At 44.9% G+C, this 17,255-nt stretch carries 15 protein-coding genes; 11 read left to right on the top strand and 4 right to left on the bottom strand.

Features of this window, described 5'->3' with window-relative positions; genetic code table 11:
• The first annotated feature begins 27 nt into the window (after positions 1–27).
• The 5 genes from E5342_RS01075 to rny all read left to right on the top strand — a co-directional run bounded on the left by E5342_RS01075 (position 28) and on the right by rny (position 3,430).
• Positions 28–717 carry a B3/B4 domain-containing protein gene (locus tag E5342_RS01075; protein WP_121735553.1) on the top strand — a complete coding sequence of 230 codons (690 nt, stop codon included), beginning with the start codon at positions 28–30 and terminating at the stop codon, positions 715–717.
• A gap of 121 nt (positions 718–838) precedes the next feature.
• Positions 839–1,039 carry a winged helix-turn-helix domain-containing protein gene (locus tag E5342_RS01070; RefSeq protein ID WP_121735554.1) on the top strand — a complete coding sequence of 67 codons (201 nt, stop codon included), beginning with the start codon at positions 839–841 and terminating at the stop codon, positions 1,037–1,039.
• A gap of 149 nt (positions 1,040–1,188) precedes the next feature.
• Positions 1,189–1,482 (top strand): hypothetical protein, encoded by a 294-nt coding sequence (locus tag E5342_RS01065; RefSeq protein WP_121735555.1) that lies wholly within the window; start codon positions 1,189–1,191, stop codon positions 1,480–1,482.
• 5 nt (positions 1,483–1,487) lie between these two features.
• A complete protein-coding gene (locus E5342_RS01060; RefSeq protein ID WP_121735556.1) occupies positions 1,488–1,784 on the top strand; it encodes a cell division protein ZapA in 297 nt (98 codons plus the stop codon).
• Between the two features lie 107 nt (positions 1,785–1,891).
• The gene (rny, locus tag E5342_RS01055; RefSeq protein ID WP_135958624.1) at positions 1,892–3,430 is read left to right on the top strand and encodes a ribonuclease Y; all 1,539 of its coding nucleotides are present in this window, start codon (positions 1,892–1,894) and stop codon (positions 3,428–3,430) included.
• A 63-nt stretch (positions 3,431–3,493) separates the two neighbouring features.
• On the opposite strand, the gene E5342_RS01050 is transcribed toward rny, so the two are convergent.
• Positions 3,494–5,362, bottom strand: coding sequence for an LTA synthase family protein (locus tag E5342_RS01050; RefSeq protein WP_135958623.1), 1,869 nt, complete (start codon positions 5,360–5,362; stop codon positions 3,494–3,496).
• On the bottom strand, positions 5,359–6,975 hold the full coding sequence (locus tag E5342_RS01045; protein ID WP_121735559.1) for an ABC-F family ATP-binding cassette domain-containing protein: 1,617 nt from the start codon (positions 6,973–6,975) through the stop codon (positions 5,359–5,361). The genes E5342_RS01050 and E5342_RS01045 overlap by 4 nt, the downstream gene beginning before the upstream one ends.
• A 907-nt stretch (positions 6,976–7,882) precedes the next feature.
• Here E5342_RS01045 and purH point away from each other — a divergent pair.
• The 6 genes from purH to rodA all read left to right on the top strand — a co-directional run bounded on the left by purH (position 7,883) and on the right by rodA (position 15,199).
• A complete protein-coding gene (purH, locus tag E5342_RS01040) occupies positions 7,883–9,406 on the top strand; it encodes a bifunctional phosphoribosylaminoimidazolecarboxamide formyltransferase/IMP cyclohydrolase (protein WP_121735560.1) in 1,524 nt (507 codons plus the stop codon).
• A gap of 12 nt (positions 9,407–9,418) precedes the next feature.
• On the top strand, positions 9,419–10,438 hold the full coding sequence (locus E5342_RS01035; protein WP_008773378.1) for a rod shape-determining protein: 1,020 nt from the start codon (positions 9,419–9,421) through the stop codon (positions 10,436–10,438).
• Positions 10,439–10,540: 102 nt separating this feature from the next.
• On the top strand, positions 10,541–11,395 hold the full coding sequence (gene mreC, locus E5342_RS01030) for a rod shape-determining protein MreC (protein ID WP_121735561.1): 855 nt from the start codon (positions 10,541–10,543) through the stop codon (positions 11,393–11,395).
• Positions 11,388–11,906, top strand: a complete 519-nt coding sequence (gene mreD, locus E5342_RS01025; protein WP_135958622.1) for a rod shape-determining protein MreD — start codon at positions 11,388–11,390, stop codon at positions 11,904–11,906. The genes mreC and mreD overlap by 8 nt, the downstream gene beginning before the upstream one ends.
• Positions 11,896–13,764: a penicillin-binding protein 2 gene (mrdA, locus tag E5342_RS01020; RefSeq protein WP_121735563.1), complete on the top strand. Its 1,869-nt coding sequence runs from the start codon at positions 11,896–11,898 to the stop codon at positions 13,762–13,764. The genes mreD and mrdA overlap by 11 nt, the downstream gene beginning before the upstream one ends.
• Positions 13,754–15,199 (top strand): rod shape-determining protein RodA, encoded by a 1,446-nt coding sequence (rodA, locus tag E5342_RS01015; protein ID WP_121735564.1) that lies wholly within the window; start codon positions 13,754–13,756, stop codon positions 15,197–15,199. Before mrdA ends, rodA begins: the two co-directional genes overlap by 11 nt.
• Here the strand turns inward: rodA and E5342_RS01010 are convergent.
• Positions 15,159–15,728, bottom strand: coding sequence for a gliding motility lipoprotein GldH (locus E5342_RS01010; protein WP_121735565.1), 570 nt, complete (start codon positions 15,726–15,728; stop codon positions 15,159–15,161). The genes rodA and E5342_RS01010 overlap by 41 nt on opposite strands.
• Positions 15,649–17,097, bottom strand: a complete 1,449-nt coding sequence (locus tag E5342_RS01005) for a PSP1 domain-containing protein (protein ID WP_135958621.1) — start codon at positions 17,095–17,097, stop codon at positions 15,649–15,651. The genes E5342_RS01010 and E5342_RS01005 overlap by 80 nt, the downstream gene beginning before the upstream one ends.
• Positions 17,098–17,255: the final 158 nt, after the last annotated feature.

The raw sequence follows: 17,255 nt of genomic DNA, 5'->3' as shown, positions 1-17,255 counted from the left end.
TTATATTGGCTCAAATTTGTAATAGACATGATTTCAATCACTCTTTCATCTGAGATATCGGAGGCTTGCCCCGATCTTCATGTGTTGGCTATCGCTTGCCAAGTAAAGAACACGGAGCCCGATGAACGACTTTGGGAAGAAATAACCCGTGTTGAGGAGGAGATCCGCTCTACCTGTAGGATAGAGGATATTAATAAGTGGACTCCTATTTTCGCTACCCGTCAGGCTTATAAACGTCTGGGGAAAGATCCGAATCGGTATCGCCCTTCCGCTGAGGCGCTAAGACGGAGAATACTTCGTGGGCTTCCTTTATATAAGATAGATACATTGGTAGATATCATCAATTTGGTTTCTATCCGTAGCGGTTGTTCTATCGGAGGATTTGATGCGGATAAGATTGTCGGTGGATTGGAACTTGGTGTCGGAAAAGAGGGGGAGCTTTATCACGGTATCGGACGTGGAGAATTGAATATCGCCGGTCTCCCAGTCTACCGGGATGAGGTAGCGGGTGTCGGAACGCCTACCAGCGATGAGGAGCGTACTAAAATTGAAATGTCGACCACTTCATTGTTAATGATTCTGAATGGTTATTCCGGCAAGGAAGGCTTATTGGAAGCGGGTCATTACTCGGTCGACTTATTAAGAAGATATGTTTCAGCGGCAAACGTGGAAGCGGAACTAATATGCCGAGAAAGCGGTGGGAAAATAACGTTATAACTGTGTTAAAATTGTTTATAAAGTAAAAAAAACCGTCTTTTATGCTAAAAAACATCTATAATCTTTTGTTTTAATCATTTAATCTATAAATTTGTTCCCTATAATCAAATGTTATCATAAAATGATCGAATTAATTGGTACGAACGCTGGCCTTGTATGGAACGTTTTAAATGAAGGCGGTAAAATGAGTTTTAAGGCAGTGAAGAAAGGCACGAAGATTAGAGCGGAAAAAGATATGTACGCCGCTTTTGGTTGGTTGGCGAAAGAAGGTAAATTGGCTTTCGAGGAGATTGAAGGTGAAATGTATGTTTCTTTAGTGTAAACAAGAGGAACGTTTACAAGAGTTAGGGAGGGCTGTTCGATTTTTTGGACGGCCTTTTTATTTGTCCATACGTTTTCTGCCAAAATAATTAAGTCTACAGTTGGTTAATTCAATTCAAAATCTTACTTTTGTGTAGAATTTGGTGTGAAATGACCGAAGATCATAAGAGATTGTTAGCTGTATTTGAGGTTAGAGTTCGTGATTTGATGGCGTTATGCGATCAGCAGAAACGTAGAATAGACGAACTTACAGTTGCTTTGAGCCTTAAAGAAGAGGAGTTGCGGCAGGCGAAGGATATGATTGAAGGATTGAATACCAAATGTGATAACATGCTGACGGCGCGAATTGTTTCCACGAATGAGGAAGAGATAAAGAACGCTCGGATGCGGTTATCGAAATTAGTGCGGGAAGTAGACAAGTGCATCGCACTTTTAAATGAATAGAAGCGATGGACGAAGAATTTCTTATAAATATAGATATTGCAGGAAAGAAGTATCCACTTCCGATCAATCGGGAGAGAGAAGAACTTTACCGTAAGGCGGCGAAGCAACTTCAATCGAAGATTTTGGCGTATGGCGAAAAATATAACAAAAACGGAGAGTTGGATATGAAAGACTTGTTAGCGATGGCTGCTTTTGATCTTGCGTTACAAAATGTGGTGTTAAAAGAGCGAAATGATACAAGTCCTTTTACGGATAAGATACAGGAGCTTACAACTGAGTTGGAAGGATATCTGAAGAAATAATATACATATTGTAAGAAGAGAGTTTCCGCACTGCTTCGCACGGTGAGACCGTGTGACGGTAGTGCTTTTTTGGTATATAAATAAATGAATCTTAAATTATTAGTTAAATGGTTGGAATGTATATAATCATACCGATAGTAACTTTCATCGTAGGTGGGTTGCTTGCGTGGTTGGGCATGCGTTTCCTTCTGAAGTCGAAGTACGACTCTGTGCTTCAAAAGGCGGAGAAGGAGGCCGAGGTGATAAAGAAGAACAAGATGCTGGAAGTTAAGGAGAAGTTTCTTCATTTGAAAGCGGATTTAGAAAAACAGGTATCACAGCGTAACGCTAAGATCCAGTCTGTCGAGACTAAATTGAAACAAAGAGAACTGACGATGAATCAACGTCAGGAAGAGTTGCAGCGTAAAAATAACGAGGTAGAGGCTGTAAAGGAGAACTTATCCTCTCAGCTGGAGTTGGTGGAGAAGAAGAAGCAAGACTTAGATAAACTTCATCAAAAGGAGGTGGAGCATTTAGAGGCTATCTCCGGGTTATCCGCCGAGGAAGCCAAAGAGCGTTTGATCGAGTCCTTGAAGGATGAGGCGAAGACGCAAGCCGCTTCTTACATCAACGAGATCGTTGAAGAGGCGAAGATGACCGCTAATAAGGAGGCGAAGAAGATCGTGATCCAATCTATCCAACGGGTAGCGACGGAGACGGCTATCGAAAACTCTATTACCGTATTCCATATTGAATCGGACGAGATCAAAGGCCGTATCATCGGTCGTGAGGGACGTAATATCCGTGCTTTGGAGGCCGCTACCGGTATTGAGATCGTGGTGGATGATACGCCTGAGGCTATCGTCCTTTCCGGATTCGACCCGGTTCGCCGTGAGATCGCTCGTTTGGCCTTGCATCAATTGGTACAAGATGGACGTATCCATCCGGCTCGTATCGAGGAGGTGGTAACGAAGGTGAAGAAACAAGTGGAAGACGAGGTCGTAGAGACAGGTAAGCGTACCGTGATCGATTTGGGAGTGCACGGTTTGCATCCGGAATTGATCCGTATGATCGGTAAGATGAAGTATCGTTCTTCTTATGGACAAAACTTGTTGCAACATGCTCGTGAGACGGCCAACCTTTGTGCCGTGATGGCTTCTGAATTGGGCTTGAACCCGAAGAAAGCGAAACGTGCCGGATTGTTACATGATATTGGTAAAGTGCCCGATGATGAGCCGGAATTGCCGCACGCTATCTTGGGTATGAAGCTTTGTGAGAAATATAAGGAGAAACCGGATATTTGCAACGCCGTAGGCGCTCACCACGATGAGGTGGAGATGCAGACGCTGTTGGCTCCGATCGTACAGGTTTGCGACGCTATTTCCGGTGCTCGTCCGGGCGCACGTCGTGAGATCGTAGAGGCTTATATCAAGCGTTTGAATGATTTGGAACAATTGGCTTTATCGTATCCGGGTGTTGTCAAGACTTACGCTATCCAAGCGGGTAGAGAGTTGCGCGTAATCGTTGGCGCTGATAAGATTGACGATAAGGATACCGAGAACTTGTCCGCTGAGATCGCTAAGAAGATTCAGGATGAGATGACTTATCCGGGACAGGTTAAGATCACGGTGATCCGCGAGACGCGTGCGGTAAGCTACGCTAAGTAAGAAGCTATTTAATATAAATAGAAAAGGCCGGCTTACGTAAGCCGGCCTTTTTTATATCTGTCGTTATCGATTTCCCAGATCATCGTATAAAGTTTGCAATAGGACTTTTCCTTTCTCCAAGCGGGTCTCGTTTCCGCTTTCGGGTTCTACCACTAAGATCTTGTTCCCTTCATTGTCGTATACGGAAACACCGGATTCGTCTATAAAGCCAAATCCATTATTGAATGTATAGAAAGCGTAATGCGGAACGCAAGGATTCAAGATATCTTTGCTGAATGAGAACTCATGCGTGGGGAGCCCCATCTGATTTAATAAAGTGGCCGCTAAATCCGTTTGGTTCGCATACGTATCGATCACTTTAGGTTCGGCGATCGCTCCACCTAACCATAACATAGGTATGTGGAAACGCAAGGGACCGTACTCCCGCATGTTTTCAGGGTAGCGGTATCCGTGGTCGGAGACAAAGATGACTACCGTATTTTTCCATGCCGGCAGCTTCTTGAACTTATCGATGAAATTGCCGATGCAGCTGTCCGTAAAGGCAACGGAGTTTAGATAGGGATGCTCCAAATGGTGAAACGGGACCTCGAATGGCTCATGGCTACTTAATGTCAGGAATGTACTTAACCAAGGTTTACCGTCGATCGGTCTTTGCTTGATATCCTCGTAAAGATGCGAGAACGTGATATCGTCGTTTGCTCCCCATTTACTCAGACGGCTGCTCAAGGGAAAATCACGGTCTGCCGTTATTTTGCTGTAGCCGGAACTATAGAAATAACTTTGCATATTCGTGAAATTGATATCACCCCCATAGAGCATATCTGCCGTATATCCTTCTTTGTTAAGACTCTTCGCAATGGATGGAAGGGTCTGGCTTTTCACTGGATATTTCATGATGGAGGTGGTTGGCTGGGCTAAATAGCCATTCAATACGGAGACTAAGCCTCGATCGGTACGGAACGAGTTGGCATATAGGTTCGTGAATAATACGCCTTCCTTGCTCAATCGGTTCAAGTTTGGGGTAATTCCCGGCTCACCGCCAACAGCCTCGATAGCGTTAGCCGTGAAACTCTCCATGATGATGATGAGAATATTGGGACGAGCCGTTGTCAATAGCTTAACAGGCTCTGCCGGGATAGAATCTCCCGGACATAGAGAGTCTTGGGCTTGAATGAGCGTATCGAATAAGGTTTTCCGCTTTTCCTCCGGATAGAAATCGAATTGCGAGGCAAAATCCTGCTGCTTACTCAATGAGGCTATCAGACTGAAACAGGGGTTGATTGCCGAATGATTCAAGAACTGGTTTTGGCTGAAATAAACCATGCCGACATTCGCCGTAGACGTAGTTACGCCTCCCCGGATCGGGATAAATAGTACTCCTCCTAATAAGAGGATGGCGAATGTACTTCCCGATTGCTCCAATCCCGTAGGCGGAAAGCTGGGCTTTACGGGCGCAAACCGGAGGATGAAAGTGAACCAAGCATAGATGCCGAGCGCATATACCGCGAATACCAACAATTGGATAAAGAATATTCCCAACGGGACACTCGCCATCGCATCGGCGGGCGATTGCAGATAGAAGAATAAGGTAGCGTCCAACCTGAATCCCCAAAAGCCATATAAGGCCACATCTACGGAGAAGATCGCGGATACCAGAATTCCCATGATCAGGAAGTACCCTTTCAATACCTTCTTCAGCCAAGTGCCCGGAAGCCAAACCGATACTAAAGCCAATAGGAGAGGGATGGCCGTAAGGTATCCCGCTATCGTACAATCCAGCTTCAGCCCATGAAGCATAACCTGTAGGAAGTCCGTGAAGGTACAAGCTTCGGATAACGCATGCTGATAAAACATAAATACCGGTTTTTGAATAACAAAAACCGGTAGCCATGCGATAAAAACGATTAGTATGAATAATAATCTTTTTTTCATTTCGAATATAACTTTTCCCGTAACTCAGCGATAGCCGGATCTGTGATGTAATCATCGTAATCCATCATCTTATCGATGATGCCATTTGGTGTCAGCTCGATGATACGGTTTGCCACGGTTTGTATGAACTCGTGGTCATGGCTGGAGAACAGGATATTGCCCTTGAATGTCTTCAACGTATTATTGAAGGCTTGGATGGACTCCAAGTCCAAGTGGTTGGTCGGTGTATCCAATATGATGCAGTTTGCGTCGGTAAGCATCATACGTGAGATCATACAACGCATCTTCTCACCTCCGGAAAGCACGCTTACCTTCTTCAATAGTTCTTCTCCGGAGAATAACATACGTCCGAGGAAGCCTTTCAAGAATACCTCGTTGGTATCCGGCGAGAACTGGCATAACCAATCAATTAGGTTGAAATCTGAGTTGAAATATTTCGTATTGTCTAGTGGAAGGTAAGAAGTCGTAATGGTCTGTCCCCATTGATAAGTGCCTTCGTCCGCTTTTTCCTCGCCATTGATAATTTGGAACAAGGCGGTCATGGCACGAGGGTCATGGCTGATGAATACGATCTTATCTTCTTTCTCCACATTGAAATTCAAATCCTTGAACAATACTTGCCCGTCAATGCTCTTGGTCAGTCCATTCACCTCAAGGATCTGGTTGCCCGGCTCACGGTTAGGCGTGAACAAGATTCCCGGATAGCGGCGTGAAGACGGCTTGATCTCCTCGATATTCAGTTTCTCCAACATCTTCTTGCGGCTGGTAGTCTGCTTAGACTTCGCTACGTTGGCGCTGAAACGGCGGATAAATTCTTCCAACTCTTTCTTCTTCTCCTCTGCCTTTTTGTTTTGGTTCTGCTGTTGGCGAAGCGCTAACTGGCTGGACTCGTACCAGAAACTGTAGTTTCCGGCGAATAATTGCAATTTACCGAAGTCGATATCCACGGTATGTGTACAAACGGAGTCGAGGAAGTGACGGTCGTGACTGACAACCAATACGGTATGCTCGAAATTAGAGAGATAATTCTCCAGCCAAGAAACCGTTTCAAGGTCCAAGTCGTTCGTCGGCTCATCCAATAATAGGTTATCGGGCTGTCCGAACAAGGCACGGGCCAATAAGACACGGACTTTCTGCTTACCGCTCAAGTCCTTCATATACATATAATGCAAATCCTCCTTGATGCCTAGTCCGCTCAATAGGTTGGCGGCGTCGCTCTCTGCGTTCCAGCCTTCCATCTCTGCGAATTTCTCTTCCAGTTCCGATACGCGGATACCATCGGCGTCACTGAAATCAGGTTTCTCGTAAAGGGCGTTTTTCTCGCTCATCACCTCCCACAAGGTCGTATGTCCCATCAATACGGTATCCATAACCGTATATTCATCGAATGCGAAGTGATCTTGGCTCAGTACGGAAAGGCGTTCGCCCGGTCCAAGGTTAACGCTACCTCTGGTAGGGTCTAATTGCTTGCTGATTACACGGAGAAACGTAGATTTTCCGGCTCCGTTAGCACCGATAATACCGTAGCAATTGCCCGGTGTAAACTTCATGTTCACATCCTGAAAAAGGATGCGTTTTCCAAACTGTACGTCCAGATTGTTAACTGTTATCATATTTCGTATACCTATTAAATTGCGATTGAGGACGCAAAGGTACGAAAAATATTGTTTATCTTTGCATTATACATTTTATATCCAGCTATGTCATGAATGAGCCATCTGCCATATCGCTTCTAGGGAAAGCGAAACGGCCTTTGTCTCAGGATTTATGTTTGTCCGGTAGCTCTCTCGCTGATTACAGGTGGACGATAGTTTCACCGTTAAGATAGCTTGTCGGCGTAACTCGTCTATTCGTGTCTTTTTGCTTGGAATAGGCGCTTTTCGCTGATAAGTCCTTTCTTCGAATTGGCTGAGATAGCGAGGATATAAGGGAGAAAAAGCGGATTTGGCTGTCTTTTCATGCCGTAAATGGGCATTGTAAGGGTGTTTGGATCCCGATTGTAAGGTGTTTACGACGGAGTTGTTAGTTGTTTTCGACTGCGATTCCTATTGTTTTCGAGTCCGGTTCCTATTGTTTTCGGAGGAAAAGTCTATTGTTTTCGGACAAAAGAGCGTTTTCTCGTACGCTTGAGGCTGATAGGAGATGGGATTCCTCGCTAGAATAAACGGTTGAAAATTACTAGTCGGCTGTATGCCAGTTATTTGCTGAGAATCATTCTCGAATTTGGACGCTGGTCGTACTTTGCCCCGGAATAATCAATTCTCCGGGAGTTTAAGTTGCAAAGTGTCAGAATGTCAAATTGGGCGATCTACTATATATTAGCAAAGGAAATCCCATTATCTTAGGGGAATGCCATAGGTTGTAGAGCGTCTCCCGCAACATGTGCGATGGATTCATGTTTCTTTGGCTATGGATGAAATTTGCTGTGGTTACCTTGTTTTTATCTGAATAATAAGGCAGGATTGGAAATAAATAGCTACTTTTGTGCTCTAAAACATTAAAGTAAACGAAAATAGAAAGATGGCTGCAACGAAACGAATGAAACGTGCCTTGGTCTCTGTGTTTCACAAAGACGGGCTGGACGAAATCCTAAAGAAATTGCATAGCGAGGGTGTGAGCTTTGTATCAACAGGTGGTACTCAATCATTTATCGAGTCATTGGGTTTGCCTTGTGATGCGGTAGAGAACTTGACTTCTTATCCGTCTATTTTGGGCGGTCGTGTGAAGACGCTTCATCCGAAGGTATTCGGTGGTATCTTGGCTCGCCGCGAGAATGAGAATGACCAGAAACAATTAGCCGAATATGAGATCCCGGAAATCGACTTGGTTATCGTTGACCTATATCCTTTTGAGGAGACTGTCGCTTCCGGCGCGGAGGAACAAGCAATTATTGAGAAAATAGATATAGGCGGTATCTCTTTGATACGTGCCGCCGCGAAGAACTTCAAGGATGTGGTAATCGTAGCTTCCAAGGCGCAATACCAGCCGTTGATGGATCTTTTGAACGAGAAGGGCGCAGAGACCAGTATCGAGGATCGTAAATGGTTCGCCAAAGAAGCGTTCGCCGTTTCCTCGGGTTACGACTCCGCTATTTTCAATTATTTTGATGGCCGCGAAGGTTCCCATTTCCGTGCTACGGTAGATAGCCCGATGCATTTGCGTTATGGCGAGAATCCTCATCAAGCCGCTAAGTTCTATGGTAAGTTCAACGATATGTTCGATCAGATCCATGGAAAAGAGATTTCTTACAACAACTTATTGGATATCGACGCTGCCGTGAACTTGATCGATGAGTTCGACGAGCTGACGTTCGCAATCTTGAAACATAATAACGCTTGCGGTATCGCTTCCCGCGGTAATGTGCTTGAGGCTTGGAAAGAGGCTTTGGCCGGTGACCCGGTTTCCGCTTTCGGTGGCATTTTGATCACGAATACCACGATTAACAAGGAAGTGGCCGAGGAGATCAACAAGATTTTCTTCGAGGTGATTATCGCTCCGGCTTACGACGCTGACGCGTTGGAGGTACTTCAACAGAAGAAGAACCGTATCATATTGATCCGTAAGGATTGCAAGACTTGCCCGATGCAGTTCCGCTCTTTATTGAACGGTGTCTTGATGCAGGAGAAGGACTTGAGCATCCAGGGTAAGGCGGATTTGGAGCCTATGACGGATAAGCAGCCGACGGCTTCGGAGGTCGAGGACTTATTGTTCGCTAATAAGATCGTGAAGAACAGCAAGTCCAATGCGATTACCTTGGTGAAGAACAAGCAGCTTTGCGCCAGCGGTATCGGACAGACCTCTCGTGTGGACTCTTTGAGACAGGCCATAGAGAAGGCTAAATCGTTCGGCTTCGACTTGAATGGTGCCGTGATGGCTTCCGACGCTTTCTTCCCGTTCCCCGATTGCGTTGAGATCGCAGATCAGGCAGGTATCACGGCCGTAATCCAGCCGGGAGGTTCTATCAATGATAAGTTGTCTGTCGAGTATTGTAACCAACATGGCTTGGCTATGGTGAAGACAGGTGTTCGTCATTTTAAACATTAATAATTAAGACTAATGGGATTGTTTTCTTTCACACAAGAAGTTGCCATAGATTTGGGTACTGCTAATACCATTATCACGTGTAATGATAAGATGGTGGTAGACGAACCTTCGGTGATTGCTTTGGATGCTCGCTCGGACAAGGTGCTGGCTGTCGGTAAGGTAGCCCGTGAGATGTACGAGAAGACGCATCCGAATATTCGTACTGTACGACCGCTTCGTGAGGGAGTTATCGCGGATTTCTACGCTGCCGAGCAAATGATTCGCGGCTTTATCAAGATGGCGAGCGGAAGGAAGCGCTGGTTCGCTCCGTCCTTACGTATGGTGATCGGTATCCCTTCAGGTAGTACGGAGGTAGAGATACGTGCTGTGCGAGACTCTGCCGAGCATGCCGGCGGACGTGATGTGTACATGGTTTTTGAACCGATGGCTGCCGCTATCGGTGTCGGTATAGATGTCTTGGCTCCCGAGGGTAATATGATCGTGGATATAGGAGGTGGTACTACCGAGATCGCTGTCATATCCTTAGGTGGTATCGTGTCGAATAAATCAATCCGTATGGCGGGTGACGATTTAACAGCTGATATCGTGGAGTATATGCGTCGTCAACACAACGTGAAGGTGAGTGAACGTATGGCCGAGCGTATCAAGATCAACGTGGGTTCCGCGCTTACTGTATTGGAGGACGCTCCGGAGGATTATGTGGTTCATGGTCCGAATCAGATGACTGCCTTACCGATGGAGGTACCTGTCTCTTATCAGGAGATCGCCCACTGCTTGGATAAGTCTATCTCGAAGATCGAGGCGGCTATCTTGAGTGCCTTGGAGCAAACCCCTCCCGAGTTATATGCCGATATCGTGAAAAACGGTATCTATTTGGCTGGAGGTGGCGCTATGCTTCGCGGTTTGGATAAGCGTTTGCGGGATAAGATGAATATCCAGTTCCATATCGCCGAGGATCCGTTGCATGCCGTGGCTAAAGGTACGGGAGTCGCTTTGAAGAATGTGGAGAAGTTTAATTTCTTAATCCGATAAGAGTAAATAATTGGGAATTGAGAATTGAAAGTTGAAAACTGGCGAGCCGATAGGTCTGGTTCTTTTCAATTTTCAATTCTCAACTTTCAGTTTTCAATTCCTATGCGTAAGTTACTAGAGTTCCTGATCAGGAAGAGGCATTGGTTCTTGTTCATTCTGCTTGAGGCTGTTTCATTGACGTTAGTCTATCGTAATAATGCGTACCAACGGAATATCATATTCAGCTCAGCGAATGTCGTGACAGGATATATCGCCTCGATATCTGGATCTGTTACTTCTTATTTGAATCTTCGGGATATCAATAAGGAGTTATTGGAGCGTAACGGACAGTTGGAATTGCAAATGTTGGATCTGCAAGATCAGTTGGATGCGCTGATTGCGGATACGGTTAGTTTTAAGGGATTTACGCCGGATTCGACGGAGCAATTTCCTTATTCGTTTGTCGTGGCGGATGTAGTGAACAACAGTGTCACGCATTTGTCCAATTATATTACCGTGGATAAAGGGAAGCTGGATGGAATCTTGCCCGATATGGGAGTTGTCTCGGAACGGGGTGTGGTTGGTATCGTATCGACCGTTTCCGATCATTTCTCCGTGATCATTCCGTTACTGAATCCTAAGTTCCGGTTGAGTTGTAAGGTGTTAGGTAGTAGCTATTTCGGGTCTTTAAGCTGGAATGGCCGTAGTACGTTGTACGCCAACCTCGATGAGTTGCCGCGCCATGTGGAGTTCCAGAAAGGCGATACGATCGTGACGAGCGGCTACTCTGCCGTATTCCCCTCGGGAATTATCGTAGGTACGGTCGCTGATTTCGAGAAACAGCACGATGATAATTTCTATTCATTACAAGTCGAGCTAGCTACGGATTTTCAGGCGTTGAACAATGTGCGTATTATCAAGAATTTCCGTCAGACGGAGCAAATTGGTGTAGAACAAGAGGCGAAGAGAAATGATTAATAATTTACTGCGTGGTTTCATATATTTCGTGGTGTTTGTGTTGGTCCAGGTCTTGATCTTAAACAACATTCATTTCTTGCGGATCGCTACCCCGTTTCTGTATCTCTATTTCATCATTAAGATGCCGGTCGGTTGCTCACGGATGCAAGTCGTTTTCTTCTCCTTCATAGCCGGAGTGGTTATTGATACGTTCAGCAACACGCCGGGTATGCATGCGGCCGCTTGTACATTGGTGGGATTCTGCAGGGAGCCGTTAATCCGTGTATTCATGGGGAAAGATTTGCCGGAAGGTATTTACCCGTCTTATAAGACCTTTGGTTTCGGAGGCTTTTTCCGATATGTGTTATCGTTTGTGTTGATACAACATACGACTCTTTTTGTGATTGAGTCGTTGACTTTATTTGACCCCTTGTTTCTGGTTGTCCGTATCCTCTCGAGCGTGGTGATGACAACCTTATTGATTTGTACGGTAGAAGCTTTCAATATAGAGTCTCAGAAAAGTGGAGAATAATACCAAGTATGAGTTTGAGAACAGGCGCTATGTCTTAGGCGGGGCGGTGATCCTGTTGGTTATCATCTTTATTATCCGTTTGTTCATCCTTCAAGTGGTCGACAACGATTATAAAGCTTGGGCGGATAGTAATGCTTTCTTGAAAAAGACCTTATATCCTTCCCGAGGCATGATGTACGATCGTAATGGTAAATTATTGGTCTATAACCAGCCCGCTTACGACGTGATGCTTATCATGCGTGAGATACAGCCTTTTGATACCCTCGATTTTTGTGATGTACTGGGCATTACGAAAGAGCAATTCCTTAAACGTATAGCGGATATTAAGAACCGGCGGTTAAATCCCGGTTATTCCTCATATGTCCCTCAAGTATTTATGAATCAGCTTTCCGCACAAGAATATGGCGTGTTGCAGGAAAAGTTATATAAATTCCCCGGTTTCTATATCCAGAATCGCACGATCCGTCAATACGAGTATCCCAATGCCGCTCTTGTGCTGGGAAATATCGGTGAGGTGAATCGGAAAGATATAGAGAGTGACTCTTATTATACACAAGGTGATTACTCTGGCAGGACTGGGATCGAGCAATCGTATGAGGAATATTTGCGGGGCGTGAAAGGAGTCGAGATCCTGTTGCGTGACGCTCATGGACGTATCAAGGGGCGATATGAGGAAGGTTTGCGCGATATCCAGCCGGAATCCGGCAAGAACTTGAAATTATCCTTGGATATGGACTTGCAGGCTTATGGGGAGAAGTTAATGCAGAATAAATTAGGCGGTATCGTAATGATAGAGCCGGAGACAGGGGAGGTACTTTGTATGGTTTCCGCTCCTACGTATGATCCGAGTATCTTGATCGGGCGTCAGCGGGGAAAGAACTACGTGGCTTTGCAGAAGGATCCGTTAAAACCTTTATTCAATCGCCCGCTCATGGCACAATATCCTCCCGGATCTACTTTTAAACCGACCCAAGGTTTGATCTTCTTGCAAGAAGGGGTGATTACTCCGGAAACTCAATATACCTGTGCGCATGGATATACCTTCCGGGGTGGTAAGCCGGCTTGTCACGGGCATCCGTCTCCTCTGAATCTGGTCGGGGCGTTGGCGACCTCTTGTAACTCTTTTTTCCCTTGGGGACTGCATGATATGATCGACAGCCGGAAGCGATACCCCTCGGTACAGGAGGCTTTTGAGGTTTGGAAGAACCACATGGTCTCGATGGGATATGGTTATAAGTTGGGAATTGATCTTCCTGGTGAGAAACGAGGGTTCATTCCGAATAGTAAGTTCTATGATAAGGTGTACCGGGGACGTTGGAATTCCAGTACGGTTATCTCGATCGCTATCGGACAGGGCGAGATATTGGCTACGCCTTTGCAAATCTGTAATTTAGCGGCTACTGTCGCTAATCGGGGATATTATATCACTCCGCATGTCGTGAAAGAGATCCAAGACACTCCGCTGGATACGTTATATAGTAAGAGGCATTATACATCGGTGGATACGCATTATTATAGTTATATTGCCGAAGGTATGCGAGGAGCTGTTACGGGAACCGCTTATGGGGGAACCTGTCGTGGGGCGGCTTTACCGGATATCGAGGTTTGTGGAAAGACGGGAACAGCAGAAAACCCGCATGGTAAGGATCATTCTATCTTTATGGGGTTCGCCCCTTATCAGAACGCCAAGGTCGCTATTGCCGTGTTTGTGGAAAACGCCGGATTCGGTGCTACTTATGCGGTGCCTATCGGTAAATTGATGTTAGAGAAATATTTGAAAGGAGAGATATCCGAGGCTAACAAGGCGACGGAGGAATATATTATGAATGCTGTAATATTACCGAACAATGCGCTATAGGAAAACGGAAATATGGAAGTCGGTCGACTGGATTACCATTTTGTTATACTTGATTATGGTGACCGCTGGTTGGTTTAGTATTTGTGGGGCGAGCTACGAGTTTGATAACGTTGGCTTGTTCGACCCGTCAGGCCGTCCGGGAATGCAGATGATTTGGATCGGTACCTCACTCGCCCTTATTTTCGTCATATTAATGTTGGAAAGTGACTTCTTCGATATATTCGCCTATCTGATCTATGTGTGTGTGATCGTATTGTTGATCGCCACTATCTTTTTAGCACCCAATATCAAGGGATCGTATTCTTGGCTCGTATTAGGACCTATTCGTTTACAACCTGCGGAGTTGGCTAAGTTCGCTACCGCCTTGGCCGTGGCGAAGTTTATGAATGGCTATGGCTTTAAGCTAACGATGGTCAAGAATTTCTCAATCACCTTGTTCTTGATCTTCTTACCGATGATTTGTATCCTTTTACAGAAAGAGACGGGGTCGGCCTTGGTTTACTTGGCATTCTTCTTGATGCTATACCGGGAGGGAATGACCGGATATATTTTATTGATAGGAGTCTGTGCGGTCGTCTTTTTCGTTACGGGAATGAAATATTCAGAGGTGATGGTGGGTATTACCCCATTGGGTGAATTAATAGTGTCTTGCTTTATCTTATTAATAACCATGGGATTGGTAGGGAGTGTCCGTAAGGATTATATAAGCGTTAAGATCATGCTTGGGGGGATCGCTTCGACCTTCTTGGTTGGGTATGTCGTTTCTTTATTTGTCCCGGTAAATTTCGCGTGGATATCGATAGGCTTGGTCGGAGCCGCATCTATCTATTTATTCTATTTATCCATTCGAAACTGGGTATGGCATTATGCGTTAATCGCTCTGTTTGCTTTAGGTTCTATTGGTTTCCTATTTTCTGTGGATTATGTGTTTAATGATATATTGGAACCTCACCAGCAAATCCGTATTAAAGTCTCTTTGGGCTTGGAGGATGATCCTAGCGGGGCGGGGTATAATGTGAATCAATCCAAGATCGCTATCGGTTCCGGAGGATTATCCGGAAAGGGATTCTTGAATGGGACGCAGACCAAATTAAAGTATGTGCCGGAACAGGATACGGATTTTATCTTTTGTACGGTAGGCGAGGAGCAAGGCTTTTTGGGTGCCTCCACCGTATTGATCGTATTCGGACTTTTTATTCTTCGTCTGATTGTATTGGCGGAACGGCAAGATAATGCTTTCGGACGAGTCTATGGTTATAGCGTAGCCTCTATATTCTTTTTCCATCTGGCGATTAATGTCGGCATGGTGACGGGATTGACTCCGGTTATCGGTATTCCTTTGCCTTTCTTTAGCTATGGAGGCTCCTCGCTTTGGGGATTTACGATTTTATTGTTTATTTTTCTTCGTTTGGACGCTTCCCGGAAGGAGCGTTAGTGGAAGAAGGTAAGACTCGTAAGCCGATTTCTTGAATACCCGGAAGTTGATCGTTGCGCATCCCTTGTCGGAAGCTAAAGGTATATTGCCCTTTAACGGGGAAATAGTAAGCAGACCGTATCGGGAAACTGGATTGAAACAGGGAGATCCCGTGCCCATACCATTTCCCAAATTCATCCGCTAACATACATTCGATTGTATCCCTTTTTAAAGGACCAATCGGAAATTCCTCGCTGCAAAATACCCATAGGTTCTGATACGGATACATATTATTGTTCCGTACTTCCAAGGTTAGGTCGTATGGAACTGATATATCTTCAATCAGGAAAGTGAAATAGTACTCCTTATTCTTCTCCCACGAGGTGTTTTGGATAGCTTGATACTGATCGTATACAGCTTCATTCTCGCAAGAGAAGCATAAGAAGCATGCGCAAACGGCAATGAACTTTTTAAGCCTCAGGTTTTGTCTCTGGCTTATTCTCCGTTTTATCAGGTCTGGCCTGTTTGATCGGTTGCTGAGGTTTGTCATTATTCGCAGGCTTATTGTTGTTGGATTGCTTATCGTTATTAGCTCTCGGTCTTTGTTTCGGGCGATTGTTTCGGTTGTTCTCCCGATTCTCTCGGTTATTCTCCCGATTCTCTCGGTTATTCTCCCGATTGTTATTCCTATTATTTCCTCCGTTACGGCGATTATTGCCACCGGCTCCGTTGTTCTTATTCTCAGAAGCAGGTGTGTCCGTGTTAGTAACTGCTGCCGCAGTAGTATTAGCTCCGTTCCCGTTTCCATTGTTCTCGCCATTATTCTTGTTGGCAGGACGTTTTTTCTTTTTCTTCTTAACAGAGTCGAAACGTGTGACACTTTCTTGGCCAAGAATATCTTGAGCATCTCGTTTCGGTGGTTGTGGCTTCGTATCCGCCTCTAGAGATATTGGTTTCATGCCTTTCTTATTCATGTTAATGACATCGAAAGCACGGCTTGCCGGAATTGTGATAAGATTAGCCGCAAATGATTTATCCGTAGAATAGGTAATTTCCCGTTTGAAAATATCTGTTTTGAAATGGTAGTAATTATTATCTTTTGTCTCCAAGACAATCTCCCTGGAAGGAAGGCGTTTTTGGGCTTCCACATACGTGTCTACCTCATAATTAATGCAACATTTCAATTTTGCGCATTGTCCGGCCAATTTCTGGGGATTCATGGAAATATCTTGATAACGGGCAGCTCCGGTAGCGACCGATACGAAACTTGTCATCCAACTGGAACAGCATAGTTCTCTACCGCAAGGGCCGATACCACCGATGCGTCCGGCTTCTTGACGGGCACCGATCTGTTTCATTTCGATGCGAACCCGAAATGCCTCCGCTAGTACTTTAATTAGTTGACGGAAATCCACACGTTCATCCGCTATATAATAAAAAATCGCCTTATTACCGTCACCTTGATATTCTACATCACCGATTTTCATATTCAATCCTAAATCAGCTGCGATTTGCCGCGAGCGAATCATCGTGGCGTGTTCCTTTGCTTTTGCTTCCTCATATTTCTCAATATCGGTTGGCTTAGCCTTTCGGTAAATCCGTTTAGGTTCGGCTTCTGTGCGCACATTGTTTTTCTTCATTTGCAGCAGAACCAATTTGCCCGTTAAAGAAACCGTACCTATATCATGACCGGGACTTGCCTCAACGGCTACTATATCTCCTTTTTCCAAAGGGATTTTAGCACTATTCAAGTAATACCCTTTGCGGGTATTTTTAAATTGAACCTCTACGAAATCGGTTGAGCCTTCCGCATCGGGTACATCGCACAACCAATCATAAGTATTCAGTTTATTGTTTTGCCTTTTGCTGCAACCTTTGCAGCCCATATGGCTACTTCCTTTATCTAATATGAAATCCATTTATTTTTAATTTGTAAGAGGGGTATCGACATAACCACCCAATTTATCTAAATATGCAAAAATAGTGATTTATTCCCATTCAAAATCATAGTTATGATTTTTTCAGTTATAAAAAAGACCCGAAGATAGGTGTTATACCTAATCTTCGGGCCTTTTTT

Origin of the sequence: Parabacteroides distasonis (genome assembly GCF_004793765.1) — a bacterium.
GTDB lineage: Bacteria > Bacteroidota > Bacteroidia > Bacteroidales > Tannerellaceae > Parabacteroides > Parabacteroides distasonis_A.
The sequence above is the reverse complement of the archived record's forward strand: the minus strand, read 5'-3'. Positions and strand labels throughout refer to the sequence as shown.